This is a genomic window from Janthinobacterium breve, from assembly GCF_051380895.1.
Lineage (GTDB): Bacteria > Pseudomonadota > Gammaproteobacteria > Burkholderiales > Burkholderiaceae_D > Janthinobacterium.
The window spans coordinates 529,623-554,957 of the sequence record NZ_JBNYXY010000003.1; the positions used below are offsets into that span (position 1 = coordinate 529,623).

The window sequence follows — 25,335 nt, forward strand, 5'->3', positions numbered from 1 at the left end:
ATGTGGATGACCAAAGTCAGTATTCAAAACCCCGTCTTCGCCACCATGGTCATGGTGGCGCTGGTGGTGCTGGGCATCTTCTCCTACCGGGGCCTGGGCGTGGAAAGCATGCCCAGCGTGCAGTTCCCGTTCGCCGCCATTGAAGTGAACTACCCGGGCGCCTCGCCCGAAGCCGTGGAAAACGACATCACGCGCCCCATCGAGGATGCCGTCAACACCGTCAGCGGCATCAAGACCATCCGCGCCAATTCGTGGGAAGGACGCGCCGGCGTCTACCTGGAATTCGAGCTGTCGACCAACATGGACAAGGCCATGCAGGACTTGCGCGACAAGGTAGCCCTGGTGCGCCCGCGCTTCCCGAAGGAAGCCAAGGACCCGTTCATCGCGCGCGCCGAGGGCGACAACGAGCGCCCCATCGCCACTATCGTGCTGACGTCGACCGGGCATGACCTGCGCTCGCTGTCGACCATGACGGAGCAGATCATCAGCAAGCGCTTCCAGGGCGTGGCCGGCGTGGGGCAAGTCAAGCTGCGCGGCCTGCGCGCGCGCCAGATCCTCATCAGCATGAAGCCGATCGAACTCAATGCCCAGGGCATCGGCGTCGATGAAGTCATCCGCGCCATCCAGGCCACGAATACCAACTTGCCGGCCGGCTCGATCAGCCATGGCGCGGCCGAACAGCTGGTGCGCGTGGAAGGCAAGATCAAGGATGCGCGCGAATTCGGCAAGATCATCGTCGCGCGCCGCGCCATCGGCCCCGTCTACCTGGACCAGGTGGCCACCGTCGTCGACGGCGAGCAGGAAGAACTGTCGATCTCGCGCATGAACGGCCAGCAAGCCGTGACCATGGAAATCACCAAGGTGCAGGATGCCAACGTGGTCGAGGTGGGCACCGGCATCCTGAAAGTGGCAGCCGACCTGCAAAAGACGCTGCCGCCCGATATCAAGCTGCGCGTGCTGGACGACGAATCGGAACGCGTGCAAAGCCAGCTCAATAACGTCAAGCGCACCATCATCGAAGGCGCAGTGCTGACCATGGTGATCGTCTTCCTGTTTCTGCACTCGTGGCGCTCGACCATCATCACGGGACTGACCCTGCCGATCTCCGTGCTGGCCAGCTTCATCGCCATGAAAGCCTTCGGTTTTACCCTGAACTTCCTGACCCTGATGGCGCTGTCATTGTGCATCGGCCTGTTGATTGATGACGCCATCGTGGTGCGTGAAAACATCGTGCGCCACCTGGGCATGGGCAAGAACCACTACAAGGCGGCCAACGACGGCACCAATGAAATCGGCCTGGCGGTAATGGCCACCACGTTTGCCATCGTCGCCGTGTTCGTGCCCGTCGCCTTCATGGACGGCATCATCGGCCGCTTCTTCCTGCAGTTCGGCATCACCGTGGCCGTCGCCGTGCTGGTGTCGCTGTTCGTCAGCTTCACGCTCGACCCCATGCTGTCATCCGTCTGGCGCGACCCCGTCAAGGACCGCTTCAAGTATGCGCCGTGGCTGGGCCGCTTCATGGCCTGGCTGGAAACAGGCATCGACCGCCTGCACGTCTGGTATGGCAAGGTGCTGGCCCTGGCCCTGCGCTGGCGCAAGACCACCCTGGCTACGGCCGTGGCGCTGTTCGCGGGCAGCCTGATGCTCGTGCCGATGATCGGCGGCGAGATGTTCCCGGAAACGGACCAGGGCTGGGTCAACCTGCGCTTCAAGACGCCCGTCGGCTCCAGCCTCGCCTACACGGATTCCAAGGTGCGCCAGATCGAAACGGCCCTGAAGGAATTCCCCGAAATCGACAGCCTGGTGGCCAATATCGGCACGCCGGATGGACGCAACGCGGCCGAGGTGAACCTGAAGCTGACGGACATCAAGACGCACAAGCGCCGCTCGCAGCAGGAACTGGAAAAACTGATCCGCGAACGCCTGGCGCCGATTGCCGGCATTACCCTGTCGGTGGGCAACCGCCCCATCTTCATCGCCATCCTGGGCACGGACGAAGGCAAGCTCGACGCAGTGGCGCACCGCCTGATGGACAAGATGCGCACCATCAAGGGCCTGGCCGACATGGAATACAGCCAGGAAGGCGCCAATCCGTCGACCACCGTGAAGATCAACAACGAGCTGGCCAGCGACCTGGGATTGTCGGTGCAGCAGATCGGCAATGCCCTGCGTCCGTTCGTCGCGGGCGACACGGTCAGCCACTGGCTGGCGTCCGACGGGCAAAACTACGACGTCAACGTGCAGCTGCCCAAGTCGGGCCGGCAAAAGGTGGCCGACCTGGCCGATCTGTCGCTGGCGTCGAGCAAGCTCGATGCGAATGGCAAGCCAATCATGATACCGCTGCGCCAGGTGGTCGAATTCGTGCCGTCGTCCAGCCCGCAAGTGCTGAAACGCCAGGCCTTGCAGCGCCGCGTCGCCATCTATGCGGGCGTGCAGGGCCGGCCTGCCGGCGACGTCGACGCCGACGTGCAGAAAGCCATCAAGTCCATCGACCTGCCGCCCGGCGTACGCTTCGACGTGGCCGGCAATGCGCAGCAGATGGCCGAGACCATGGGTGGCGCGATGATGGCGCTGGGCATTGCCGTGATCTTCATCTATCTGGTGCTCGCTTCGCAATTCGGCAGCTTTTTGCAGCCGATCGCCATCATGGTGTCACTGCCGCTGTCCCTGATCGGCGTCCTGTTGGCCCTCCTGATTACGGGCAGCACCCTGAACATCTTCTCGGTGATCGGCTTCATCATGCTGATGGGCTTGGTCACCAAGAATGCGATTCTTCTGGTGGACTTCACCAACCAGCGCCAGCGCGAAGGCCTGGGGCAGTTCGAAGCGCTGATGGAAGCGGGGCAGGTGCGCTTGCGCCCCATCCTGATGACGACCCTGGCGATGGTGTTCGGCATGCTGCCGATGGCCATCGGCATGGGCGACGGCGGCGAATCGCAGGCGCCCATGGGTCGCGCCGTCATCGGCGGCGTGATCACCTCGACCTTGCTGACGCTGGTGGTGGTGCCCGTCGCCTACACTTACCTCGACAGCCTGGGCAAGCGCGCCGCGCGCTTCTTCGGCGGCGGCGACACGCATGCCCACGCGGATGCCGGCGACGACGGCAAAGCACACGCCCACTGATTTACCGGTCGCCTTCACCGTCCCCGCATTGGCGGGGACGACGCGGCGGCTTCCTGAAGAGAGCTTCAGTTGACCAAAGCTGCCCCATTGGCTAGACTGTCCCCCGTTATCAATGATATGGAGTGACTCGTGGGTGCTTGTTCCAGTGACAGTAGTCGATTGACCATCGGCGATCGGCCTTAGGCAAGACGCGCGCATTCCGCCCGCCTTGCCCATGGCAAGGTGCGGTTTTACCAGCGGCGATGCACATTCGCCGCCACTTCCCTCCTCATCGTTCCACCGTTATCGTCTGCTGCCCCCTTTCGGGGCGAATTGTCTTCGCCCTTGCACTCGCCTGTTCCTCCCCAGCCGGGAGAAACTGATGGTGGTATTTGACTTTGCGCTGCGCGTTGCCGCAGCATTGACCCTGGGCGCCATGATCGGCGCCGAACGCCAGCTGCGCCAGCGCATGGCGGGCCTGCGCACGAATGCGCTGGTGTCCGTCGGCGCCTCGCTGTTCGTGATGGTTTCCGTGCTCGAAGGCGATCCCGACGGGCATCTGCGCATCGCCGCGCAGGTAGTGTCGGGCATCGGCTTTCTTGGCGCCGGCGTCATCATGCGCGAAGGGATGACGGTGCGCGGCCTGAACACGGCCGCCACCCTGTGGTGCTCGGCCGCCATCGGCGTGCTGTGCGGCCTCGGTTTTGCGCTGGAAGCGGCCATCGGCACGGGATTCGTGCTGGTCGCCAACCTGGTGCTGCGCCATCTGGCGCAACGCATCAACGCCCACGGCAGCGAAGCGGGCATCGAGACGGAAAGCATCTACCGCGTCACGGCCGTGTGCGAGGCGGAGCAGGAAGTACAGGTGCGCAAGCTGATGCTGCGCTTGATCAGCGGCATGCCGGCGCTGATGCTGCAATCCTTGCACAGCGAAGACGCGGCGCAGGCGGGGCGCATCGAAGTGCGCGCCGACCTGCTCACGCCCTTGTCCAGCCTGGGATTGCTGGAGCAGATCGTCAGCCAGGTCAGCCTGGAAGGCAGCGTCTCGGCCGTGCGCTGGGCGCTGGTGAATAACGCGGAATTTGTCGCCGAACGGGGAGTGTGATGATGAAAAAATTCTTCCATTGGTTTGCCAGGCGCGGTCCTGTCGTGGCCACCTACCGCCTGACCGTCACCTGTCCTGCAGCGCAAGCCGACCACGTGGTGCGCCTGCTGCTGGCCGAACTCAGGGGCGCCGGCCTGGCGCCGTCGCAAATGCTGCGCAGCTGGGACGAGGCCCGGCAGGTGGTACAGCTGATCGCCACGGTGCTGTGCCAGGCCGTGCAGCGCGCCGTGCTGGTGCGCTTCGTCAACCGCGCGAGCGCCTGGCCGCAAGTGCGGCAGGTGCGCTGGGAAGGCGTGCCCCCCCTCAGCTTGAAGCGGGCAGGCGCATAATGAACAGCGCACCGCCACCGGGGCGGTTCTGCGCCTCGATACTGCCGCCATACGCGTGCACGATGGCTTGCGACAGGGCCAGGCCCAGGCCGAAGCCGGGCGCCTCGCCCGCGCGCGCCTGGGCGCCCCGGTAAAAACGCTCGAACAGATGCGGCAAGTCTTCCACGCCGATGCCCGGCCCCGCGTCCGCCACGCCCACCAGCGCATGCTCGCCATCGCGCGCTACATGGACGGTGATGACGCTGTCGGGCGGCGAAAACTTCACGGCGTTATCCAGCAGATTGGCCAGCACCAGGTCCACGGGACCGGCCGCCACCCGCGCGTGCACGGCCACACCTTCATCGAAGACGATGCAGATGCCGCGCTGCGCTGCCGGCTTTTCCAGGCGCTGCGCCGCCGCACGCACCAGCGGATTGAGTGCGACCGTTTCCACGGCATTGCGCTCCTGGCCAGCATCGAGGCGCGTGAGCATCAGCAATTCTTCCACCAGCGTCGTCAGGCGCTGCACTTCATCGAGACAAGAGGCCAGCGCGTCGACATATTCAGCTGCCTCGCGCGGGCGGCGCAAGGTGATTTCGATTTCCGTACGCAGGCGCGACAGGGGCGAGCGCAGTTCGTGCGAGGCGTCGGCGGTGAAGCGGCGCTGCGCATCGTAGCCGTGCTCCAGGCGGTCCAGCATGGCGTTCAGGGTATCGACCAGGCGGCCGATCTCGTCTTGCGTACCGGGATGGGGCAGGCGCTGGTGCAGGCTGGCTTCGCCGATCGAATGCGCCTGCCGCACCACGTCGTCAATGGCGCCCAGCACGCGGCGCGTAAGCATTTCGCCAGCCAGCCCCACGGCCGCCAGCAAGGCCAGCGCCATGGCGCCAAACAGCACGGTGGCCGCGGCCAGCACGTGATTGACGTCGTCGAGCGAACCGGCCACCTGCACCGCCAGGAGCGAACCGGATGCGGGCACGGGGATGGAAACCATGCGCAGCGGCTCCTCGCCGAACTTGGGCAGTGTCTCGAAAACGGTATCGCCAGCCGCCAGCCGCGCCAGCAGGGCCGGTGGTGCCGGCAGCTGCGCCGCCTCCAGGTTGCGGCTGCGCGCCAGCACGCGGCCTTCGCCATCGATGATCTGCACCAGGCGGTCAAGCCGCATCAATGACGGCGGCGCCAGACCCGACGCCACCTCGTGCACCTGCACGGGCTGGCGCGGCGCGGCCGGCAGCATGGCCATTTCCGTCTCGGCCAGCGCCAGCAGGGCCGCATCGAGCTGGCCATGCACGGCGCGCGACAGGCCCCAGTAGCCGGCCAGCGCGGTGCAGGCGACAATGGCGAGGATGACAGCCAGGTGCACCAGCAGCAGGCGCTTGCGAAAGCTAGCCACCGTTGTTTTCCGCCAGGCGGAAACCGCGTCCGCGTACCGTGTGGATCAATGGCGGCAGGCCCGGCGCATCCACTTTCCCCCGCAAGTTGCGCACGTGGACATCGATCAGATTGTCGATGCCGATCAGGTCCGCCTGCCATATCTGCTCGGCCAGGCGCGCGCGGCTGACCACTTCGCCAGCCTGGCGCAGCAGGATCAATAGAATCGCATATTCCTTCGGCGTGAGCACCAGCGGCGCGCCGGCGCGTGTCGCCTGGTGGCTGACGGGATCGAGCGTCAGGTCGGCCAGCGCCAGCACCAGCGGGCGGCTGATGTCGGAGCGGCGCAGCAGCGCCCGGATACGCGCCAGCAGTTCCTCGAATTCAAATGGTTTGGTCAGGTAATCGTCGGCGCCCGTATTCAGGCCCGCCACCCGGTCGGCCGTCGCGTCGCGCGCGGTCAGCATCAGCACGGGCGTCTGGATGGCGCGTGCGCGCAAGTCGCGGCAAAAATCGATGCCCTGCTTGCCCGGCAACATCCAGTCGAGCACGATCAGGTCATAGTCGACGGCGTAGCTTTCGTCCTCGCCTTCCTCGGCGCTGTGCGCCACGTCGACCACAAAGCCTTCTTCCTGCAAGCCCCGCGCCAGCAAGCGCGCCGCCTTGCGGTCGTCTTCCACCAGGAGAATTCTCATGCCTGCCTTTCCCATTGCGCTGCGGCTTTTCCGCATCTTCTATGCTTGCATTTTACCGCGCCGCACCCCGCGCGCGCGCAAGCTGAAGAATGATTCAGGCGAACTTGGGCGCTTCTTCAGGACGGCATTGCTATGCTTTCCCCGCGCTGTCATCACACTGCCCGCGCCCCCCTTCTGACCGCCCGCCTGGGCACGGCATCCACGCATGCCCCATCACCATCAATAACAAGGAAACACGGGATGAACACGACCACCCGCAACGCCCTGGGCGCCAGCTGCGCCCTCGCTCTCGCCTGCTCGGCCCTCGCCGGCTGCGCCAAACCGACGGCAGCGGCCACGCCCACCGCTCAATCGAGGCATCTGGACGACGGCAGCATCGCCGTCGACAACATGTCGCCCCTGCGCCAGCGCCTGCAGATCGCCGCCGTGCTGGAACAGGATATCGCCACGCAGACGGATGCGCCGGGCAGCATCGAAGCCATGCCGGAAAAACTGGTAAAAATCACCCCGCCGCTGGCCGGGCGCATCACCCGCTTGCAGCGTTCGCTGGGCGACAGCGTCAGGGCGGGCGACCCGCTGTTCACCCTGGACTCGGCCGAACTGAGCGCCGCCTACGCGGACGACAGCAAGGCCCGTTCCGCCCTGCTGCAGGCGCGCCAGGAATTGGAACGCCAGAAGACCCTGTTCGAGGCGGAAATCGCCGCGCGCAAGGAGTACGAATCGGCCCAGGCGACCTACGACCAGGCCGGCAGCGACGCGCAGGCCAGCGCCGACAAGCTGGCCCAGTACGGCGCCAGCGCACGCAGTTCGCGCCGCGACTACGTCCTGCGCTCGCCCATTAGCGGCACCGTGATCGCCATGGACGGTGCTCAGGGCGGCTACTGGAACGATATCAACGCCCCCGTCATGACGGTGGCCGATCTGTCCACCGTGTGGCTGGCGGCCAACGTGGCCGAACGGGACCTGGCGCAAGTGGCCGTGGGCCAGACGGCCCGCATCACCGTCGATGCATGGCCCGGCAAGGACTTCGAGGGCAGGGTCGCCTATGTGGGTGCGGTGCTCGATCCCGAGACGCGCACGGTGAAAGTGCGCGTGGCCATCGACAACCGCGCCGGCACCTTCAAGCCGGGCATGTTCGCCCACGCGGGTTTTGCCGGCGCCAGCCGCCGCGCCATCCTGGTGCCCGCGTCCGCCGTGCTGCAAAGCGGGCCGTCGACACGCGTGATGGTCGAGCGCGGCCCGTTGCGCTTCGCTCCGCGCACGGTGGAAGTGGGCGCCAGCCATGGCGGGCAGGTGGAAATCCTCGCTGGCCTGAAGGCGGGCGAGCGCATCGTCGTCAAGGAAGGAGTGCTGCTCAATGATTGACCGTTTCATCGCCACCTGCTGCCAGCGGCGCGGCATCGTCTGGCTGGTACTGCTGTTCGTCGCCGCCTACGGCGTCTACTGCTGGAAGCAGCTGCCCATCGAAGCCTATCCCGACATCGCCGACGTCACCTCGCAAATCGTCACGCAGGTGCCGGGCCTGGGCGCCGAGGAAATCGAGCAGCAGATCACGATACCGCTGGAACGCGCCCTGCTGGGCACGCCAGGCATGCATGTGCTGCGCACGCGCAGCCTGTTCGCGCTGTCGCTGATCACGGTGGTGTTCGAAGATGGCAGCGATGGCTACTTCACGCGCGAACGGCTGCAGGAGCGGCTCGCCAGCGTGAACCTGCCTTACGACGCCAAGCCGGGGCTCGATCCCTACACCTCGCCGACGGGTGAAATCTACCGCTATACGCTGGAATCGAAAACGCGGTCCTTGCGCGAACTGTCCGAACTGCAGTTCTGGACCGTGATACCGCGCCTGCAGCAGGTGCGCGGCGTGGCGGACGTCAGCAATTTCGGCGGTCTCACCACGCAGTTCATGCTGGAACTCGATCCCGCAAAACTGGACAGCTACGGCTTCTCGCTGGCGCAGGTCAAGGACGCCATCAATGCCAACAACATCAGCGGCGGCGGCAGCGTCATCGACCGCGGCCAGCAATCGTACGTGGTGCGCGGCGTGGGCTTGCTGCACTCGCTCGACGACATGGGCAACGTTGTCGTCAGCAGCAAGAACGGCGTGCCCGTGCTGGTGAAGGACCTGGGCAAGCTCGCCTACGGCAACGTGGAGCGGCGCGGCATCCTCGGCAAGGATGACAACCCCGATACCATCGAAGGCATCACCCTGCTGTTGAAGGATTTCAACCCGTCCGAGGCGCTGGCCGGCATCCATGCGGCCGTGGACGATTTGAACACCAACATGCTGCCGAAGGATGTGAAAGTGGTGCCTTACCTGGACCGCAGCTCGCTGATCGACGCCACCCTGCACACGGTCGGGTTTACCCTGGGTGAAGGCATGTTGCTGGTCGCCCTGGTGCTGCTGCTGTTTTTGGGCAGCCCGCGCGCGGCCGCCATCGTCGCGCTGACGATCCCGCTGGCACTGCTGATCGCCTTCATCTTCATGCACCATTTTAAAATTCCCGCCAACCTGCTGTCGCTGGGGGCGATCGACTTCGGCATCCTCGTCGATGGTTCCGTGGTGGTGCTGGAAAACATGCTACGCCGCCGCGAGCGCGAGCAGGAACGGCCCCTCACCCTGCAGGACGCCATCGAGGCGACCTCGCAGGTGGCGCGCCCCATCATGTTCGGCATGGCCGTCATCATCGCCGCCTATCTGCCCCTGTTTGCCTTCCAGCGCATCGAATACAAGCTGTTTTCTCCCATGGCGTATGCGGTGGGCGCGGCGCTGGTGGGCGCGCTGGTGGTGGCGCTGGTGCTGATCCCGGGCCTGGCCTGGCTGGCCTTGCGCAAGCCACGTCGCACCTTCCATAACCGCGCGCTGGAAAAGCTGGCGGCCGCGTACGGGCGCTTCCTCGAGCGTATGGTGGGCAAGAAGCGCTGGGTAGCGGCCGTCTGCGCCGCCTCGCTGGCGGGCCTGGCCCTGCTGGGCGGGAGCATCGGACGCGACTTCCTGCCCTATCTCGATGAAGGTTCCCTGTGGCTGCAGGTGCAGATGCCGCCCGGGATCACCCTGGACAAGGCCTCCGAAATGGCCAGTGAACTGCGCCGCGCCGCGCTGGAGTTCCCGGAAGTGTCGACCATCGTCACGCAGACGGGGCGCAACGACGACGGCACCGATTACTGGACGCCGTCGCACATCGAGGCCAGCGTGGGCCTGCACCCCTACAAGAGCTGGAAGTCGGGCCTGAGCAAGCAGCAGCTGATCGCGAAAATGAACGAGCGCTTCGCCCGCATGCCCGGCTATACGGTGGCCTTCATGCAGCCGATGATCGATGGTGTGCAGGATAAATTGTCGGGCGCGCACAGCGACCTGACGGTGAAAATCTTCGGCAACGACCTCGACGAAGTGCGCCGCATCGCCGGCAAGGTGGCCAAGGTATTGAAAGACGTTCCCGGCGCCTCCGACGTGGCGGTGGACGTGGAGCCGCCGCTGCCCAACCTGAAGGTGGAACTGGACAGGGCAAAGGCGGCCCGCTACGGCATCAACGCAGCCGACGTGGCCGACCTGATTTCCACCGGCATCGGCGGCGCGCCCATCGGCCAGGTCTACGTGGGCGAGAAAAGCTACGACATTGCCGTGCGCTTCCCGCCCGCCGCCCGCTCCGACCCGGATGCCATCGCCAAACTGATGCTCACCGCCGCCAACGGCGCCAGAATTCCGCTGGCGCAGGTGGCAAGCATCAGCACCACCTCGGGCGAAAGCGTGATCGTGCGCGAAATGGGACGGCGCCACATCATCGTGCGCCTGAATGCCCGTGGGCGCGACCTGGCCGGCTTCCTGGCCGAAGCGCGTCCCCTGGTGGCGCAAACCGTGGCAGGCGAGCACCAGCGCATCAGCGTCGAATGGGGCGGCCAGTTCGAAAACCTGCAGCGCGCGCAAAGCCGATTGACCCTGATCCTGCCGATGACCCTGGGCGCCATGTTTTTACTGCTGTTTGGCCAGTTCCGCAACCTGCGCCAGCCCGCGCTGGTCTTGCTGGCCGTGCCGCTGGCCATGCTCGGTGGCCTGGCCGCGCTGCACCTGCGCGGCATGACCTTGAATGTCTCGAGCGCGGTGGGCTTCATCGCCCTGTTCGGCGTGGCGGTATTGAATGCCGTCCTGATGCTGGCGCAGATCAACCGTTTGCGCGCCGACGAAGGCCGCAGCTTGCGCGAGGCCGTGCTGGAAGGCGCGCGCGACCGCATGCGCCCCGTGCTGATGACGGCTACCGTGGCCGCCCTCGGCCTGACGCCCGCCATGCTGGCAACCGGCCTGGGCAGCGACGTGCAGCGCCCGCTCGCCACCGTGGTGGTGGGTGGACTGGTGACGGCCACGGCGCTCACCCTGCTGCTGTTGCCAGCCCTGTATTACCTGATCGAGGCGCACATACAAAAACGCCTGACCGACAAAGGAGTGAACCATGACACGTTTTAATGTACTGCTGGCGGCCTGGCTGATCACGCCCGGCGCCATTGCCGCCCCTTTGAGCTTCGAGACCTACCTGTCCGCCGTCGAATCCAACAGCCTGGAACTGCAGGCGCAGCGCGAAAACATAGGCTCGGCCAAGGCGGGCATCGGCATCGCCGGCCTGCGTCCCGATCCCGAATTCACCCTGGGCGCCACGCGCGAGACGGTGCGCAGCGTCGAGCACCGCCCCATCACATGGAACCCGGCCATCAGCATGGCCATCGAGACGGGCGGCAAGCGCGCCGCGCGCATCAAAGCAGCGCAGAGCAATGTCGCGCTGGCCGAGGAGACGGTGGCCGGCTTCAGGAGCGAGCTGTATGGCACCGCCGCCGCCGCGTTCACGGAAGCGTGCCGCACGCGCGAAGTCGCCGCGCGCAAGCAGCAAACCATGGCGGCCCTGTCGAAAGTGGTGGAAGCGAATGCCGTGCGGCGCAAGGCGGGCGACGTGGGCGGCATCGAGCTGCTGCAGTCGCGCGTGGAACGCGACCAGTTCCAGGCCGACCTGGCGCAGGCGCACAGTGAGGCGGACAGCGCCATGCTGGCCCTGTCGCCGCCGCTGGGACGCCAGTTCGATGCGCTGTTTCCCGATGCACAGCTGGCCTGCGACTTCGCCGCGTACGACAACAAGGATGCCAGCGTGCTGGTGCCGCAAGCGCTCGACGCGCGCAGCGATGTGCGTATCGCCCGCGCCACCTTGGACAATCTGCGCGACGGCGCGGCGCTGGTGCGCGCCAACCGCGCCGTCGATCCCAGCGTCACGCTGGGCCTGGCCGCCGCGCGCGGCTACCATGACGGCATCGACGCCAGCGGCAATCCCGTCGATGGCACGCCCCGTTCGCGCGCCCTGTCCCTCTCGCTGGCCATCCCCATTCCCCTGTCGCGGCGCGACAAGGGCGACATCGTGCAGGCCGAAGCGGGCGTGACACAGGCCATGCTGGCCCTGCGCCAGGCGGAACTGACAGCGGAAACGCAAGTGCGCACGGCGCAGCGGCAGCTGCGTGCGGCGCAGGACCGGCTGGCGCGCTACCGCGACGGCGTGCTGGTCGATGCGCAAAAAGTGGTCGATGGCATGCGTTTGTCTTACTTCAGCGGCAATGCCTCGCTGCTGGAATGGCTGGCGGCGCAGCGTTCGGCCGATGAGGCTTACCAAGGCTATGTGCAGGCGCGCGCCGATGCGGCCATCGCCAGCACGCAGCTGCAACTGGCGATCGGCCAGCGGCCGCGCTTGTAGCGGGGGAAGGTAGAACGAGGAGTGACCGGCGCGGCGATGCCGCACCGGTCATCAGGAACGGGGAATTACTGCGGCTGGGCGGGCGCGTCGCCTTCGGCGGCGTCATCGGCGTCGTCTGCTTCCGGCTCTTCACCCTCGCTGCCGTCGGCCGGCTTGGGATTGTTCTTCGCTTCCAGCTTGCGCCTGGCTTTTTCCTCGGCTTTCTTCTTCTTTTCCAGCTCTTTTTGCCGTTTTTCGTATTGGAAATTTGTCTTGGCCATTTACTACCTCTTTAGTTTTTAGATGTTACAGATAAGCACATAAGGCACATTATGACGTAATTGGACCAAACACCAAATGTTTAGCCTCGCGGATGATGCTGCGCATGCAGCAGTTTCAGCCGTTCACGGGCCACATGCGTATAAATCTGCGTGGTGGAAATATCGGAGTGCCCCAGTAACAATTGCACAACACGCAAGTCCGCTCCATGGTTCAGCAAATGCGTGGCGAATGCGTGGCGCAGGGTGTGCGGCGACAGCGGCGCCGTGATGCCGGCGTTCATAGCATGTTTCTTGATGATGACCCAGAACATTTGCCGCGTCATGGCGCCCCCGCGCCGCGTGACGAACAGCGCATCGTCCATCTGGCCGTCGAGAATGACGCCGCGCGCTTCCTTCAGGTAGCGCTCGATCCACAGCCGCGCCTGTTCGCCGAACGGCACCAAACGCGTCTTGCTGCCCTTGCCCGTGATGCGCAGCACGCCATCGTTCAGGCTCAGCTCCACGGATGTCAAGTCCACCAGTTCCGACACGCGCAAGCCGCTCGCGTACATGAGTTCCAACATGGTGCGCTCGCGCAAGCCCAGCGGCGTGCTCACGTCGGGCGCCGCCAGCAGCGCTTCCACCTGCGCTTCGCTCAAGGTATGCACGAAACGCGCAGGCTGCTTGGCCGAGACCATCTTCAGGCAGGGATCAAACGAGATATGTTTTTGCCGCAGGGCCAGCTGGTAAAAACGCTTGAGCACGGACAAGCGCCGGTTCGACGACGTCGCCTTGCTCTCGTCGTGGCGGGCGGCAAAATACGCTTCGATGTCGGCCGTGGACACCTCGTACAGGCCCTCGCGTCCGGGCCGCGCCACTTCCAGCCAGCGCGAAAACAAGCGCATGTCGCGCCGGTAGGCGTCCAGCGAGTTTTTCGACAGGCCGTCTTCCAGCCACAGGCTGTCGCAGAATTCATCGATCAGGGTAGTGTTGTCCGGCGCCAGCAGACTGTTCATCATGCGTAAACCGCCACGCCTTCATGCGCCAGCAGCCAGCGCTTCACGCCCAGGTGGAATCCCGTGGCATCGTCGTGGTGGGCAAAGCCACCCAGGCCGCCGGCGGCCGTGACGCGGTGACACGGAATGAGCACGGGATACCAGTTGGCACCGCAGGCCTGGCCCACGGCGCGCGGTGCCGAGCCGATCAGGCGCGCCACATCGCCATACGTGCGCACCTGGCCGCGCGGGATGCCGGCAATCGCCGCCCAAACGCGTTGCTGGAAAGCGCTGCCCAGGGCTGCCAGCGGCAGGTCAAAGACATAATCGGGATCGACGAAATAGCGCGCCAGTTGCACGCACGCCCGCTCGGAGACGGCATCCTGCGCCTCCTTCTCGTCGAAGTGGCGCGGCAGGTAGACCAGTTCGCGCAACTGGCCGTCCTGCGCACGTACGCCCATGGCGCCGAATGGCGCGGCCACGATGGCGCTGAACAGCTCACTGCCCTGTTGTTTTTTCATCTGCTAATCAAAGTTCAAGTGTGGCAAATATACAACCTGCAGGCACACGATGGTGCACTTTGGCGATTATGCACCGTCTGCAGGCAGGTGGGCGGACGTTTCCCGCGCACGAAAAAAAAGCGCACCAGTCGGTGCGCTTCAAATATTGCTTCACGTTCCCGGTCGTTTGGGTCCGCCGGTGCCGGCTTGTGGCCGCAGACAGCTATGACTCAACAACTTCTGTGAAACGTGTGTCTCCTCAATATATCCCCGGTATCAATACCGTTTTTATAGACCACTCCCCCACCAACTTTGTTACCAATTCTGTATTTCAGCCTTGCTACCGGAGCGTATATGCATATACGTGTTTCCCCTTAAGGCTGCCCATCATAGCGCATTTATTCGGCAGAATCGACTTTTTTTGCACCATGACGGGGACAACTATTTTAGTTGTAAATTAAATTTGGCAGCCACAGCGAGATTTGTGGTACGTAGGTAATCAGCACCAGGAAGCCCAGCATCGTCAGCAGCCATGGCATCACGGCCACGGTCAATTCGGAAATGCCCATCTTGGTGATGCCGGAAGCCACATACAGATTCAGGCCCACAGGCGGATGGCACATGCCCACCTCCATATTGACCACGATCAAGATACCGAAGTGCACAGGATCGATGCCCAGCTTCATGGCGACGGGGAACAAAATCGGTGCCATGATCAGCACGATGGACGACGGTTCCATGACGTTACCAGCCAACAACAGCAGCACGTTGACCACCAGCAGGAAGCTGATCACGCCCAGGCCCTTGCCCGTGATCCACTCGGCCATCGCTTGCGGGATGTTTTCGCTGGTCATCAGGAACGAGAACAGCACGGCATTGGTGATGATGTACAACAGCATCGCCGACATGGCGGCCGAATCGAGCAAGACCTTGCCCACTTGCTTGATCTTCAAGTCCTTGTAGACGAAGACGGCAATGATGAAGGCATACACGGCTGCCATGGCGGCCGCTTCCGTGGGCGTAAACGCGCCCGTGTAGATGCCGCCCATGACGATGACGATCAAGAGCAGCCCCCAGGCGCTCTTCTTGAAGGTGACGAAGCGTTCGCCCCAACTGGCCTTCTTCATGCGCGGATAGTTGTGCTTGCGCGCCAAAAACCACGTGGTCAGGCCCAGCAACATGGCCAGCATCATGCCGGGAATCACGCCCGCCATGAACAGCTTGCCCACGGAGGTATTCGTGCTGACCGAATACATCACCATCACGATCGACGGCGGTATCAAAATGCCCAGCGCGCCCGAGGTGGTGATGACGCCGGCGCCAAAACCGCGTGGATAGCCCTGCTTGACCATGGCCGGCAGGATGATGGAACCGATCGCCACCACGGTGGCAGGGCTGGAGCCGGAGACGGCGGCAAACAGCGCGCACGCCATCACGCCAGCCAGCGCCAGGCCGCCATGCCAGTGGCCCACCATGGAGCTGGCGAAGTTGATCATGCGCCGCGCCACCCCGCCATGCGTGAGAAAGTTACCCGCCAAAATGAAGAACGGGATGGCCATGATCTCGAACTTCTCGATGCCCGTGAAGATCTTCAGGGCCACCGATTCGATGGGCACGCTGGTCATGGTAAACAGGAAGGTCAGTACCGTCAGCCCCAGCGAAATGGAGATCGGCATGCCGGTCAGCATCAACACCAGCAGCAGCACAAAAATAATCAGCGCGTTCATGCCTTGGCTCCTTTTTCTTCCGCCGTCAATTCATCTTCCAGCCCCTCGACATGCGAATGGTCGTGTTTCGGCAAGGCGCCCGTCTTGATGAAATGCACCATGACCTGCAGGAAGCGGAAGCACATCAGGTAGGACCCCAGCGGCACGGCCAGGTAGACCAGCCACATCGGCACTTCCATGTCGGCCGAGGTCTGGTCCGTATGGCCGATCGACCACACGAAGCTGGCGCCCAGAGTCCCCACGACACCCGTAAACAGGGCGCCGGCGGCCAGGCCGAAGACGATGAAGCGGTCGCGCCAGCGCGGGTTCATGCGATTGATCAGCACATCGACGCCCACGTGGATGCCCGTGCGCACGCCATACGCGGCGCCAAACTTGGCCATCCAGACGAACATGTAGATGCACAGTTCCTGGGCCCAGCTGGTATTGATTTGAATCAGGTAGTCTTGCACGACCGGTATCGGCAAGCCGGCCAGGTAGCGGTGCACGACCGCGACGAAAATGATGAAGGTGGCTGCGCCCATCAGGGACGCGATCAGCCACTCTTCCAGGTGATCCAGAAATTTCATGGTGGACTTTCAAAGAATGCGGGTACGCTGGCACCCGCGCAGGACGCGCAGGTGCCGTTGCGACAGAAAGACAGGGATGTCCCTGACAGCCGCGCCGGGTGGCGCGGCCAGCGCTATTACTTCGCGCTTTCCTTGTTGATGGCCGAGATCAAGTCCTTGCCGATGCGCGCTTCCATGGCCTTCTGCACGGGCGCCAGCGCCTTGCGCCACTCGGCTTGCTCCTGCACCGTCAAGGTATAGATCTGCGTCTTGCCCGCTTTCTTGATGGCCTCGAGGGCCTGGTCATTGTCGCGCTGGGCGATGGCTTTTTCAAACGTGGTCGCCTCGCGCATGGCTTTTTCCAGCTGCGTGCGGATATCGGGCGGCAAGCCATCCCAGAATTTCTTGTTGACGATGACGGCATAGCCCAGGTAGCCGTGGTTCGACACAGTGACATGCTTTTGCACTTCATGCATCTTTTGCGTGTACATGTTCGACGGCGGATTTTCCGTACCGTCGACCACGCCCGTCTGCAGCGCCTGATACACTTCCGAGAAGGCCAGCACCTGCGGATTGGCGCCCAGCGCGCGCATCTGCGCGTCGAGTACCTTGGACGACTGGATGCGCATTTTCAGGCCCTTGAAGTCGGCCGGGTTGTGCAGCGGCTTGTTGGCCGACATCACCTTGAAGCCATTGTCCCAGTAGGCCAGGCCCGTGATACCCTTGGGCTCCAGCTTCTTCAGCAGGCTCTTGCCGATTTCGCCTTCGGTGACGTTGTACAGCGCCGTCTTGGTAGGGAAGATGTAAGGCAGGTCGAACGCTTCGAATTCCTTCACGCCCAGCGGGCCGAACTTGGCCAGCGATGGCGCCAGCATCTGCACGGCGCCCAACTGCAGGGCCTCGAGTTCTTCCTTGTCCTTGTACAGCTGGCTGTTCGGGTACAGTTCGACCTTGACCTTGCCATTCGTGGCTTTTTCAGCCAGTTGCTTGAAGCGCTCGGCGGCCTGGCCTTTCGGCGTGTCGGTCGCCACGACGTGGCTGAATTTGATGACGATGGGGGCTTGCGCGTAAGCGTGGACGCCGGCGGTGGCGCCTAAGGCTGCACACAGCGCGACGAGCATGGTTTTCATCTGCATTTTTGTCTCCTGAATGGTTTTTTTAAAAACTTTGTTATTTGTCTACTTGAATATTGTGCCAAAGAAACTACCCCGGCTATTGTGGTTAACCACAATAGCCGGCTCCCGATAAGCCGCTACCCTGCCAGCCATGCCGACTCCCCCCACCCTTGCACGCCGCTTCAAGCTATCGAGCCCGATGCGCTGGCTGCTGCCCGTCATCCTGCTGCTGCTGTTCCTGTCCATCCTGTTCTGGCTGCCCTGGCAGGCGCGCCAGATGGAGAGCAACGAACGCCAGGAGCAGCTGATCGCCGACACGCTGTGGGTGGAGCAAACCATCCGCTTTCAACTGGCGCGCAACGAGGAAAGCTTGTTCAACCTGGGCGTGGACATCGCCAGCACCTCGCTGGGCGCGGAAAAAGTGCACGAACGGCTGCAGCAGATGCTGCGCAATGGCCGCGAATTGCAGCGCGTGCTGTGGCTCGACACCAGCGGCAAGGTGCTGGCCACCAGCGACAACAGCCTGCCGCACGCCCTGTCGTTTTCACCGGCCTCGCTGACGGCGGCCGACAATGCGCGCCGCCTGCACCGGGGGCAGTATGCCCAGCCCTCGCAGCAGAGCGGCTTTCCCGACGCGCCGCCGGGCGCCATGCTGATGGATTACCACCAGCCCCTTTTCGATGGCCAGCGCTATGTGGGAAGCCTGGTGGCCACCTACCAGATCAGCAGCCTGCTCGATGAAATGGTGCCGTGGTGGTTCGCTCAGGATAACCAGATTTCGCTGATCGACCGCGACGACAAGGTACTGGCACGGCGCGCCGCCGCCGGCCCCGGTCACGGCGTGTACACGCACAAGCGCGCGCTCGACGTGCCCGGCGCCACCATCACCCTGTTTACCGACAGCGTGAAAAGCCAGCCCAAGCTGCTGCCCAATTTGCTGGTCGGCTCCGTCATCGCCCTGTCGCTGGGTTTGCTGTGGAGCTTGCTGGCCCTGTGGCGGCATATTTCTCGCCGTCTGGAGGCCGAAGGGGCGCTGCGCCAGCAGATGCTGTTTCGCACGGCGATGGAAAACTCGCTGGTGACAGGCATGCGCGCGCGCGACCTGGAAGGGCGCGTCACGTATGTGAATCCAGCGTTCTGCCAGATCGTCGGTTATCCAGCCGAGGAAATCCTGGGCCGCCTGCCACCCATGCCCTACTGGGTGCCGGAAGCACTGGAGGAATACCAGCAACGCTTCGTCAGGGCCCTGGCCGGCAATCCCACGCCGCAGTTTGAAACCTATTTCCAGCGCCCCGACGGCACGCGCGTGCCCGTGCTGATTTTCGAAGCGCCGCTGGTGGACAAGAACGGCCGGCAGACAGGCTGGATGGGCTCCGTGCTCGACATTTCAGACCGCAAACGGGTCGAGGAATTGAATCGCCAACAGCAGGAAAAGCTGCAAACGAGTTCGCGCCTGGCGACCATGGGCGAACTGGCCTCGATGCTGGCGCATGAACTGAACCAGCCGCTGGCGGCCATCTCCAGCTACACCACGGGCGCGCTGAACCTGATCCGCCGCGCCATCGAGCATGGCGCGCCCGTCGATCCGAACACCTTGAAGCCGGCGCTGGAGCAAGCCGGCGCGCAGGCGCAGCGAGCCGGCCAGATCATCCGCAGCGTGCATGATTTTGTGCGCAAGAGCGAACCGCAGCGCCAGGATATCGCCATCCGCACGCTGATCGACGGCATCCGCGCGCTGATCGACCTGCAGGCGCGCAAATACTATGTCACCATCCAGGAAGAGCTGCCGCCGGACCTGCCGCTGTTGCGCGCCGACCCCGTGATGATCGAGCAAGTGCTGCTGAACCTGACGCGCAATGCCATCGAGGCGATGCAGGATGCGGCGCCGGGACGGCGTATCATGCGCCTGCGGGCCAGTCACGACGCGCAGCAAGGCATGGTGACGGTGGACGTGATCGATCATGGCCACGGCATTGCGCAGGACGTGGCCGAGCGGCTGTTTTCGCCGTTTTTCTCGACCAAGTCCGAAGGCATGGGCATGGGCCTGAATATCTGCCGCACCGCCATCGAATTTCACGGCGGCGCGCTGACCTTCAGCGCCAACCCCGCTGGCGGTACTATCTTTACATTCAGCGTGCCGGCTGCGCCGCGCGCGCCGCACTAAACGACAACAACGACAAGCCGGAGACACCATGCTACACATCATCGACGACGAAGAGGTCGTACGCGACTCGCTGTCCTGGCTGGCCGCCTCGCGCAGCATCGACGCGCGCATCTACGCCAGCGCCCAGCAATTCCTCGATAGCCTGGACGGCAGCTTCGACGCCGCCGGCGACTGCGTGCTGCTCGACGTGCGCATGCCCGACATGAACGGCATCGCCCTGTTCGACCAGCTGGTCAAGCGCGACCTGACGGCGCGCCTGCCCGTGATTTTCCTCACCGGCCACGGCGACGTGCCGATGGCCGTCGACAGCCTGAAACGGGGCGCCTTCGATTTCTTTGAAAAGCCGTTCAACGACAACGACCTGATGGACCGCGTGCAGCAGGGCCTGGCCAACTCGCGCCAGGCGGGCGAGCTGGCCGCCGTGCACGCGCGCCTGGCCACCCTGTCGACGCGCGAACGCGAAGTGCTGGACCTGATTTTGGCGGGCAAGATGAACAAGGTGGTGGCCGACAAGCTGGGCATCAGCATGCGCACCGTGGAAGTCCACCGCGCGCATATCTTCGACAAGATGCAGGTCAAGACGGCGGTGGAGCTGGCGGGGTTGTTGAAGTAAACCTGAAACCCAAGTTCTTGACGCCGGGGTCGGACCCTGAGGGTCCGACCCCAGTCTTCGGTTTGGGGTTCGGGCAGGTCAATCAGTCATCATGATGTTCATGATGCTCCGCCGCCCCATGCTTCCAGTAACTGGCCACATGCAGGTGCTGCTTCGGCACACCGGCGTCGATGAAATGCCCGCGCAAGCCCTGCACCTGCGCATGCTCGCACGCAACCCACACGTAGCCATCGCCATCCTGCGGCAAGGCAACTTGCGCCAACGCTTCCAGCAACAAGGCGCCGCTGCGGCCATTGCGCGCCACCCAGCGCACGTCCAGCTGCGCCGCACTATCCAACGCGATCTGTTCGCCGTCTTCGACGATGTCAATCACGGCAATCGCCCGCGCCGTGGCCGGCAGCTGCTCCAGGCGGCGGGCGATGGCCGGCAAGGCCGTCTGGTCGCCCACCAGCACATACCAGTCGAAGTCAAACGGCACCAGCATCGAGCCGCGCGGGCCGCCCACGCCCAGGGTCTGGCCGGGCATGGCTTGCGCCGCCCACAGCGATGCAGGCCCGTCGCCATGCAGCACGAAATCGATTTCCAGCTCGCGCCGTTCTGCGTCGTAGCGGCGCGGCGTGTAATTGCGGGCGATGGGACGCGCCCCTTCCGCATACTGGATCGGGTTAGCGCCGTTGCCCAGCACGGGAAGCATGGGGGTAGACCCGCCCGGGGCGGGGAAGAACAGTTTGACGTGATCGTCGTGCGCCGGCGAGACGAAACCGTCGAGGTCGTCGCCCGCCAGGGTGATGCGGCGCATGTGCGGCGTCAGCTGCTCGGTGCGCACGACGGTGAGCACGCGTAGTTTCAAGTCGTGCCGCACGCGCTCGATGGCGTGCGGGCGTGGTGCCGTTGGTGATGCAGTAGTCATCGCTTATCCTTGTAAAGTAGGCTCAGTGGCCGTCGACGATGGTGTTCGCCGCCTGTTCCAGCACGGCGGAAACGCGCTCGGCTTCCGCTTCACTCCAGTTGGTCTTGTTCAGCAACAGCGCATGCTTGAGGGTGTGCATGGCCTGGTGCACGCGCTCGGGCAAGGCCTTGCGCGCCTGGACGCGGGCGAACATGTCGAGGCGGGCCAGGATGCCGTCCACCTGGGCGCGGTTCTCGTCGAGATACGCGCGCCCCAGGTCCGTTATCGTGTAGAGCTTCTTGCCGCTGGCGCTTTCGCCCGACGTGACATGGTCCTGCTCTTCCAGCAGGGTCAATGTCGGATACACGGCGCCCGGGCTGGGGGCGTAGGCGCCGCCGCAACGCTCTTCGATGGCCTTGATGATTTCATAGCCGTGACGGGGGCTGATTTCGATCAGCGCCAGCACGATCAGGGGCAAGTCGCCACGGCCGAAAACGCGCTCGGCCCGTTCGCCGCGCCCTCCCCGGCCACCGGGGCCGCCATGGCCCATGCCGTCGCCGCGCTCGTCGAAGCCGCGCGGGCCGCGTCCATGCATGAAGTGTTCATGGCGATGTTCGCCATGGTGGTGATGCTGCTGGCCGCAATGGCCATGATGATGCTGATGGCCGCCGTGGCTGTGTTCTGCGTGGTGTGAGTTTCTCATGTTTTCTCTTTAAAGATATATCGTTAGTAGGTATCGCCATTTTATAACGATATATCGATAAGTCAAGGAGAAATTTGTTATGCTCGTCTTTCCCCCACCCACACGCTCCTGCCATGCCTGACAAAACCGCCTTTGACAAAATGGTTGTGAAAAATGCCAAGAATCTGGCCGTGCTGAATGACGGCGGCGAGCATGCGGCCCTGCTGGCGCAGCTGCCGGCCGAGCGGCGGGTGAGTGAAGGAGAAAGCGCCGACTGGATCCTGCTGTTTGCGCGCAGCCGCGCGGAACTGGAGCGGTACCTGCCGGCGGCGCAGGCGCGCCTGGCGCCGGGCGGCGCGCTATGGGTGGCGTACCGCAAGGGCGGCGTGAAGGCGGGCAGCGACATCCACCGCGACGATCTGCGCCACTTTGCGCAAACCGTGGGGCTCGACAGCGTGGCGATAATCGCCATCGACGCCGGCTGGTCGGCGCTGCGCCTGAAGCAGGTTTAAACGAAAATCAAGCGATGCCATGCAGCGCCAGCGCCCATTCGACGTGTTCGCGCACGATGGCCGATAGGTGGTCGCGGCGCGACAGCAGGGCCGCGACGATATCGTCCTGGCCACGGGCCTTGGCGGCCGCATTACCCATGCCGACGGCCAGGTTGCGCAGCCAGCGCTCGTGGCCGATGCGGCGGATGGCGCTGCCTTCCATGCGGCGGTTGAATTCCTCTTCCGTCCAGGCGAACAATTCCACCATGCCCGTGTTGCCCAGGCTGTGGCGCTCGTCGAAGTCCGGTACGACGGCGCGCTGGGCGAACTTGTTCCACGGGCAGACAGTCTGACAATCGTCGCAGCCATACACCTTGTTGCCGATCAAAGGGCGCATCTCGACGGGTATGGCACCCTTCAATTCGATCGTCAGGTAGGAGATGCAGCGGCGCGCGTCGAGCTGGTACGGCCCCAGGATGGCTTGCGTCGGGCATACCGTGATGCACGCCGAGCACTGGCCGCAGCGCGCAATCTCCGGCGGGTCCACCGGCAACGGCACGTCGATCAGGATTTCGCCGAGGAAGAAGAAGGAACCACCCTGGCGGTTGATCAGCAAAGTGTGCTTGCCGCGCCAGCCCAACCCGCCTTTTTGCGCCAGTTCCACTTCCATCACGGGCGCCGAATCGCTGAAAACGCGGTAACCGAAATCGCCGATCTCGCCCTTGATGCGCTCGGCCAGCTGCTGCAGGCGTGAACGCATTACCTTGTGATAGTCGCGGCCCCGCGCATACACGGAGATCACGGCCGCCGCGGGATCGGCGTCGCGCGCCGCCTCGTGCGCGCGCCAGTCCTGGCCCAGCGCCGGCGGCAGATAATTCATGCGTGCACTGATGGCGCGCACCGTGCCCGGCACCAGTTCGGCCGGGCGCGCACGCTTCATGCCGTGGCTGGCCATGTAGTCCATTTCGCCGTGGTACCCTGCATCGAGCCAGGCTTGCAAGGGTGCTTCCATGTGCGACAGGTCCACGTCGGCGATGCGCACCTCGGCAAAACCCAGCTCGCGCCCCCATTCTTTAATGGTGCGCGCCAGGACGGCGAGATCGGTGACGGTGGCAGACATAAGGGGACTTTACGGAAAACAGCAGGCGCGCGGGCGGTTACAATGACAGCAGCCTCTATTTTATGCGATATTACTCACACCAATCGACAATGACCGAACACTTCACAGCCCACCTCCACGACGAAGCTGGTACCGCCGCGCTGGGCGCCGCGCTGGCGCGCGCACTGGCGCCGGGCCTGGCAATCTACCTGCACGGCGACCTGGGTGCCGGCAAGACGGCCCTCACGCGTGCCCTGCTGCACGCAGCCGGCCATGCGGGCCACGTGAAAAGCCCCACCTATACGCTGTCCGAACCGTACACGGTGCAGCTCGATGGCCAGAGCGTCAACGTCATCCACTTCGACCTGTACCGCATGGGCAGTGCCGAGGAATTCCTCGACGCCGGTTTTCGCGAAGACTTCAACGGCCACAATATCTGCATCGTCGAATGGCCGGAGAAAGCCGAACCGGTGCTGCCGCCGGCGGACCTGAATATTTATTTGAACGTTGCGGGTACAGGACGTGATGTAGAATTGCAAGCGTCTTCTGAATTGGGTCTGTCATGCCTTCACCGTCTCAAATTCGCCCCGAACCTTTGATCTCCTCGCCCATCACCCGGCGCACGGTACTCAAGGCCGGCGGCACCCTGCTGTTGTCCGTGTTCGCGCCCATGTCGGCGATGGCGGCGCAAATTCTCGCCGTGCGCGTCTGGCCGGCCGAGGACTACACCCGCGTCACGCTGGAAAACGACAGCATCCTGAAGGCGACCCACTTCATCGTCAAGGACCCGGAACGGCTGGTGATCGACATCGAAGGACTGGAGCTCAATCCCACCTTGAAAGGCCTGGTGGCGAAGATCCAGTCGAACGACCCGTACATCAAGCAGGTGCGCGTGGGCCAGAACCGGCCCAACGTGGTGCGCCTGGTGTTCGACCTGAAGGAGGAAGTCACGCCGCAGCTGTTTACCCTGCCGCCGGCGGGCTCCTACAACCACCGCCTGATCTTCGATCTGTATCCCGTGCACGAGCAGGACCTGATCGCGCAGATGATCGAAAAGGGCGACTGGTCGAGCGACCCCGCCAAGCCACCGATGGCCGGCACGCATACGCCGCCGCCCGCGCTGCCCCTGCCCGACAGCGGCAAGCCGCCCGTGGCCGTCGTGCCGCCGGTGGCGACCATCGTGCCACCCGTGCCCGATATCCGCCCGGAACAGCGCCCCGAAGCACGCCCGCTGCCAGGCCAGAAAGTGGTGCGCATGATTACCATCGCGCTTGACCCTGGCCACGGCGGCGAAGACCCGGGCGCCATGGGCAGCAGGGGCAGCCGCGAAAAAGACGTGGTACTGGCCATCGCCAAGCGCCTGAAAACCAAGCTGGAACTGCAGCCTAACATGCGCGTCATGCTCACGCGCGACGCCGATTTCTTCGTCCCGCTGGGCATGCGCGTGGAAAAAGCTCGCAAGGTGCAGGCCGACCTGTTCGTCTCGATCCACGCAGATGCGTTCATCCAGCCGACGGCGCGCGGCTCGTCCGTCTTCGTTCTGTCCGAGAAAGGCGCCACCTCGACGGCCGCGCGCTGGCTGGCCAACAAGGAAAACCAGGCCGACCTGATCGGCGGCGTGAACATCAAGAACCACGACAAGCAGCTGGCCAGCGTGCTGCTCGACCTGTCGACGACGGCGCAGATCAATGACAGCATGAAGCTGGGCAAGGCCGTGCTGCGCGAAATCGGCGGCATCAACCGCCTGCACAAGGGCTCCGTCGAACAAGCCGGCTTCGTCGTGCTCAAAGCGCCGGACATCCCCTCCATCCTGATCGAGACGGCTTTCATCTCGAATCCGGAAGAAGAGGCCAAGCTGACCGACAACGGCTACCAGGACCAGATGGCCGACGCCATCGTCACGGGCATCAAGAATTACTTTGCCAAGAATCCGCCGCTGGCGAAAAGCCGTTTGACCTGACATGGACAC

The 25,335-nt window shown here is 64.1% G+C and carries 23 protein-coding genes; 12 read left to right on the forward strand and 11 right to left on the reverse strand.

Translation table 11 applies throughout. The features are described 5' to 3' along the window. From ACQ4W0_RS07830 to ACQ4W0_RS07840, 3 genes are all read left to right on the forward strand, one after another. Positions 1-3,123, forward strand: coding sequence for an efflux RND transporter permease subunit (locus tag ACQ4W0_RS07830; RefSeq protein ID WP_436576238.1), 3,123 nt, complete (start codon positions 1-3; stop codon positions 3,121-3,123). A 364-nt stretch (positions 3,124-3,487) separates the two neighbouring features. Continuing rightward, complete coding sequence (locus ACQ4W0_RS07835; RefSeq protein WP_207781108.1) at positions 3,488-4,207, forward strand: MgtC/SapB family protein; 720 nt, start codon at positions 3,488-3,490, stop codon at positions 4,205-4,207. Next, positions 4,207-4,536 carry a hypothetical protein gene (locus tag ACQ4W0_RS07840; protein ID WP_436576239.1) on the forward strand — a complete coding sequence of 110 codons (330 nt, stop codon included), beginning with the start codon at positions 4,207-4,209 and terminating at the stop codon, positions 4,534-4,536. Before ACQ4W0_RS07835 ends, ACQ4W0_RS07840 begins: the two co-directional genes overlap by 1 nt. Here the strand turns inward: ACQ4W0_RS07840 and ACQ4W0_RS07845 are convergent. Further along, positions 4,511-5,908 carry a sensor histidine kinase gene (locus tag ACQ4W0_RS07845; protein WP_436576240.1) on the reverse strand — a complete coding sequence of 466 codons (1,398 nt, stop codon included), beginning with the start codon at positions 5,906-5,908 and terminating at the stop codon, positions 4,511-4,513. The genes ACQ4W0_RS07840 and ACQ4W0_RS07845 overlap by 26 nt on opposite strands. Continuing rightward, positions 5,901-6,581: a response regulator transcription factor gene (locus ACQ4W0_RS07850; RefSeq protein WP_436576241.1), complete on the reverse strand. Its 681-nt coding sequence runs from the start codon at positions 6,579-6,581 to the stop codon at positions 5,901-5,903. Before ACQ4W0_RS07850 ends, ACQ4W0_RS07845 begins: the two co-directional genes overlap by 8 nt. On the opposite strand from ACQ4W0_RS07850, the gene ACQ4W0_RS07855 reads away from it, so the two are divergent. The 4 genes from ACQ4W0_RS07855 (at position 6,580) to ACQ4W0_RS07870 (ending at position 12,304) form a co-directional block, all read left to right on the forward strand. After that, on the forward strand, positions 6,580-6,759 hold the full coding sequence (locus ACQ4W0_RS07855) for a hypothetical protein (RefSeq protein ID WP_436576242.1): 180 nt from the start codon (positions 6,580-6,582) through the stop codon (positions 6,757-6,759). The two genes, ACQ4W0_RS07850 and ACQ4W0_RS07855, sit on opposite strands and share 2 nt — an antisense overlap. Before the next feature lie 62 nt (positions 6,760-6,821). Then, a complete protein-coding gene (locus ACQ4W0_RS07860) occupies positions 6,822-7,946 on the forward strand; it encodes an efflux RND transporter periplasmic adaptor subunit (protein WP_436576243.1) in 1,125 nt (374 codons plus the stop codon). After that, positions 7,939-11,040, forward strand: coding sequence for an efflux RND transporter permease subunit (locus ACQ4W0_RS07865; protein WP_436576244.1), 3,102 nt, complete (start codon positions 7,939-7,941; stop codon positions 11,038-11,040). The genes ACQ4W0_RS07860 and ACQ4W0_RS07865 overlap by 8 nt, the downstream gene beginning before the upstream one ends. Next, the gene (locus ACQ4W0_RS07870) at positions 11,027-12,304 is read left to right on the forward strand and encodes a TolC family protein (protein WP_436576245.1); all 1,278 of its coding nucleotides are present in this window, start codon (positions 11,027-11,029) and stop codon (positions 12,302-12,304) included. The genes ACQ4W0_RS07865 and ACQ4W0_RS07870 overlap by 14 nt, the downstream gene beginning before the upstream one ends. Positions 12,305-12,369: 65 nt before the next feature. On the opposite strand, the gene ACQ4W0_RS07875 is transcribed toward ACQ4W0_RS07870, so the two are convergent. The 6 genes from ACQ4W0_RS07875 to ACQ4W0_RS07900 form a co-directional block, all read right to left on the reverse strand. Next, complete coding sequence (locus ACQ4W0_RS07875) at positions 12,370-12,564, reverse strand: hypothetical protein (RefSeq protein ID WP_436576246.1); 195 nt, start codon at positions 12,562-12,564, stop codon at positions 12,370-12,372. 80 nt (positions 12,565-12,644) lie between these two features. After that, on the reverse strand, positions 12,645-13,562 hold the full coding sequence (gene xerD, locus ACQ4W0_RS07880) for a site-specific tyrosine recombinase XerD (protein WP_436576247.1): 918 nt from the start codon (positions 13,560-13,562) through the stop codon (positions 12,645-12,647). Beyond that, positions 13,559-14,059 carry a methylated-DNA--[protein]-cysteine S-methyltransferase gene (locus tag ACQ4W0_RS07885; RefSeq protein WP_436576248.1) on the reverse strand — a complete coding sequence of 167 codons (501 nt, stop codon included), beginning with the start codon at positions 14,057-14,059 and terminating at the stop codon, positions 13,559-13,561. The genes xerD and ACQ4W0_RS07885 overlap by 4 nt, the downstream gene beginning before the upstream one ends. Before the next feature lie 425 nt (positions 14,060-14,484). Continuing rightward, positions 14,485-15,765, reverse strand: a complete 1,281-nt coding sequence (locus ACQ4W0_RS07890) for a TRAP transporter large permease (protein ID WP_436576249.1) — start codon at positions 15,763-15,765, stop codon at positions 14,485-14,487. Further along, the gene (locus ACQ4W0_RS07895) at positions 15,762-16,334 is read right to left on the reverse strand and encodes a TRAP transporter small permease (protein WP_436576250.1); all 573 of its coding nucleotides are present in this window, start codon (positions 16,332-16,334) and stop codon (positions 15,762-15,764) included. Before ACQ4W0_RS07895 ends, ACQ4W0_RS07890 begins: the two co-directional genes overlap by 4 nt. Positions 16,335-16,450: 116 nt before the next feature. After that, positions 16,451-17,443: a TRAP transporter substrate-binding protein gene (locus ACQ4W0_RS07900; protein WP_436576282.1), complete on the reverse strand. Its 993-nt coding sequence runs from the start codon at positions 17,441-17,443 to the stop codon at positions 16,451-16,453. A 136-nt stretch (positions 17,444-17,579) separates the two neighbouring features. Here ACQ4W0_RS07900 and ACQ4W0_RS07905 point away from each other — a divergent pair, with 136 nt between their 5' ends. Together ACQ4W0_RS07905 and ACQ4W0_RS07910 are read left to right on the forward strand one after the other, a co-directional pair. Next, entirely contained in the window at positions 17,580-19,592 is a 2,013-nt protein-coding gene (locus tag ACQ4W0_RS07905) for a sensor histidine kinase (RefSeq protein ID WP_436576251.1), read from the forward strand. A gap of 28 nt (positions 19,593-19,620) precedes the next feature. Further along, on the forward strand, positions 19,621-20,205 hold the full coding sequence (locus tag ACQ4W0_RS07910) for a response regulator transcription factor (protein WP_289945880.1): 585 nt from the start codon (positions 19,621-19,623) through the stop codon (positions 20,203-20,205). 82 nt (positions 20,206-20,287) lie between these two features. Here the strand turns inward: ACQ4W0_RS07910 and ACQ4W0_RS07915 are convergent, their stop codons facing one another. Next, positions 20,288-21,115, reverse strand: a complete 828-nt coding sequence (locus ACQ4W0_RS07915; RefSeq protein WP_436576252.1) for a siderophore-interacting protein — start codon at positions 21,113-21,115, stop codon at positions 20,288-20,290. 22 nt (positions 21,116-21,137) lie between these two features. Next, positions 21,138-21,689, reverse strand: a complete 552-nt coding sequence (locus ACQ4W0_RS07920; protein ID WP_436576253.1) for a PadR family transcriptional regulator — start codon at positions 21,687-21,689, stop codon at positions 21,138-21,140. Between the two features lie 221 nt (positions 21,690-21,910). Here ACQ4W0_RS07920 and ACQ4W0_RS07925 point away from each other — a divergent pair, with 221 nt between their 5' ends. Continuing rightward, positions 21,911-22,288 carry a DUF3052 family protein gene (locus ACQ4W0_RS07925; protein WP_436576254.1) on the forward strand — a complete coding sequence of 126 codons (378 nt, stop codon included), beginning with the start codon at positions 21,911-21,913 and terminating at the stop codon, positions 22,286-22,288. A 7-nt stretch (positions 22,289-22,295) separates the two neighbouring features. Here ACQ4W0_RS07925 and queG read toward each other — a convergent pair whose 3' ends face one another. Continuing rightward, positions 22,296-23,387: a tRNA epoxyqueuosine(34) reductase QueG gene (gene queG / locus ACQ4W0_RS07930; protein WP_436576255.1), complete on the reverse strand. Its 1,092-nt coding sequence runs from the start codon at positions 23,385-23,387 to the stop codon at positions 22,296-22,298. An 89-nt stretch (positions 23,388-23,476) separates the two neighbouring features. On the opposite strand from queG, the gene tsaE reads away from it, so the two are divergent. Together tsaE and ACQ4W0_RS07940 are read left to right on the forward strand one after the other, a co-directional pair. Further along, positions 23,477-23,965, forward strand: coding sequence for a tRNA (adenosine(37)-N6)-threonylcarbamoyltransferase complex ATPase subunit type 1 TsaE (gene tsaE / locus ACQ4W0_RS07935; RefSeq protein ID WP_436576256.1), 489 nt, complete (start codon positions 23,477-23,479; stop codon positions 23,963-23,965). Next, positions 23,929-25,326 (forward strand): N-acetylmuramoyl-L-alanine amidase, encoded by a 1,398-nt coding sequence (locus ACQ4W0_RS07940; RefSeq protein WP_436576257.1) that lies wholly within the window; start codon positions 23,929-23,931, stop codon positions 25,324-25,326. Before tsaE ends, ACQ4W0_RS07940 begins: the two co-directional genes overlap by 37 nt. Positions 25,327-25,335 lie beyond the last annotated feature (9 nt).

What these genes read in the sequence shown, in the direction of transcription:
- ACQ4W0_RS07830 (WP_436576238.1), top strand. Translation starts at nt 1, where the DNA reads ATGTGGATGACCAAAGTCAGTATTCAAAACCCCGTCTTCGCCACCATG.
- ACQ4W0_RS07840 (WP_436576239.1), top strand. Translation starts at nt 4,207, where the DNA reads ATGATGAAAAAATTCTTCCATTGGTTTGCCAGGCGCGGTCCTGTCGTG.
- ACQ4W0_RS07855 (WP_436576242.1), top strand. Translation starts at nt 6,580, where the DNA reads ATGCCTGCCTTTCCCATTGCGCTGCGGCTTTTCCGCATCTTCTATGCT.
- ACQ4W0_RS07850 (WP_436576241.1), bottom strand. Translation starts at nt 6,581, where the DNA reads ATGAGAATTCTCCTGGTGGAAGACGACCGCAAGGCGGCGCGCTTGCTG.
- ACQ4W0_RS07860 (WP_436576243.1), top strand. Translation starts at nt 6,822, where the DNA reads ATGAACACGACCACCCGCAACGCCCTGGGCGCCAGCTGCGCCCTCGCT.
- ACQ4W0_RS07865 (WP_436576244.1), top strand. Translation starts at nt 7,939, where the DNA reads ATGATTGACCGTTTCATCGCCACCTGCTGCCAGCGGCGCGGCATCGTC.
- ACQ4W0_RS07870 (WP_436576245.1), top strand. Translation starts at nt 11,027, where the DNA reads ATGACACGTTTTAATGTACTGCTGGCGGCCTGGCTGATCACGCCCGGC.
- ACQ4W0_RS07875 (WP_436576246.1), bottom strand. Translation starts at nt 12,564, where the DNA reads ATGGCCAAGACAAATTTCCAATACGAAAAACGGCAAAAAGAGCTGGAA.
- xerD (WP_436576247.1), bottom strand. Translation starts at nt 13,562, where the DNA reads ATGATGAACAGTCTGCTGGCGCCGGACAACACTACCCTGATCGATGAA.
- ACQ4W0_RS07885 (WP_436576248.1), bottom strand. Translation starts at nt 14,059, where the DNA reads ATGAAAAAACAACAGGGCAGTGAGCTGTTCAGCGCCATCGTGGCCGCG.
- ACQ4W0_RS07890 (WP_436576249.1), bottom strand. Translation starts at nt 15,765, where the DNA reads ATGAACGCGCTGATTATTTTTGTGCTGCTGCTGGTGTTGATGCTGACC.
- ACQ4W0_RS07895 (WP_436576250.1), bottom strand. Translation starts at nt 16,334, where the DNA reads ATGAAATTTCTGGATCACCTGGAAGAGTGGCTGATCGCGTCCCTGATG.
- ACQ4W0_RS07900 (WP_436576282.1), bottom strand. Translation starts at nt 17,443, where the DNA reads ATGAAAACCATGCTCGTCGCGCTGTGTGCAGCCTTAGGCGCCACCGCC.
- ACQ4W0_RS07905 (WP_436576251.1), top strand. Translation starts at nt 17,580, where the DNA reads ATGCCGACTCCCCCCACCCTTGCACGCCGCTTCAAGCTATCGAGCCCG.
- ACQ4W0_RS07910 (WP_289945880.1), top strand. Translation starts at nt 19,621, where the DNA reads ATGCTACACATCATCGACGACGAAGAGGTCGTACGCGACTCGCTGTCC.
- ACQ4W0_RS07915 (WP_436576252.1), bottom strand. Translation starts at nt 21,115, where the DNA reads ATGACTACTGCATCACCAACGGCACCACGCCCGCACGCCATCGAGCGC.
- ACQ4W0_RS07920 (WP_436576253.1), bottom strand. Translation starts at nt 21,689, where the DNA reads ATGCATGGACGCGGCCCGCGCGGCTTCGACGAGCGCGGCGACGGCATG.
- ACQ4W0_RS07925 (WP_436576254.1), top strand. Translation starts at nt 21,911, where the DNA reads ATGCCTGACAAAACCGCCTTTGACAAAATGGTTGTGAAAAATGCCAAG.
- queG (WP_436576255.1), bottom strand. Translation starts at nt 23,387, where the DNA reads ATGTCTGCCACCGTCACCGATCTCGCCGTCCTGGCGCGCACCATTAAA.
- tsaE (WP_436576256.1), top strand. Translation starts at nt 23,477, where the DNA reads ATGACCGAACACTTCACAGCCCACCTCCACGACGAAGCTGGTACCGCC.
- ACQ4W0_RS07940 (WP_436576257.1), top strand. Translation starts at nt 23,929, where the DNA reads ATGCCTTCACCGTCTCAAATTCGCCCCGAACCTTTGATCTCCTCGCCC.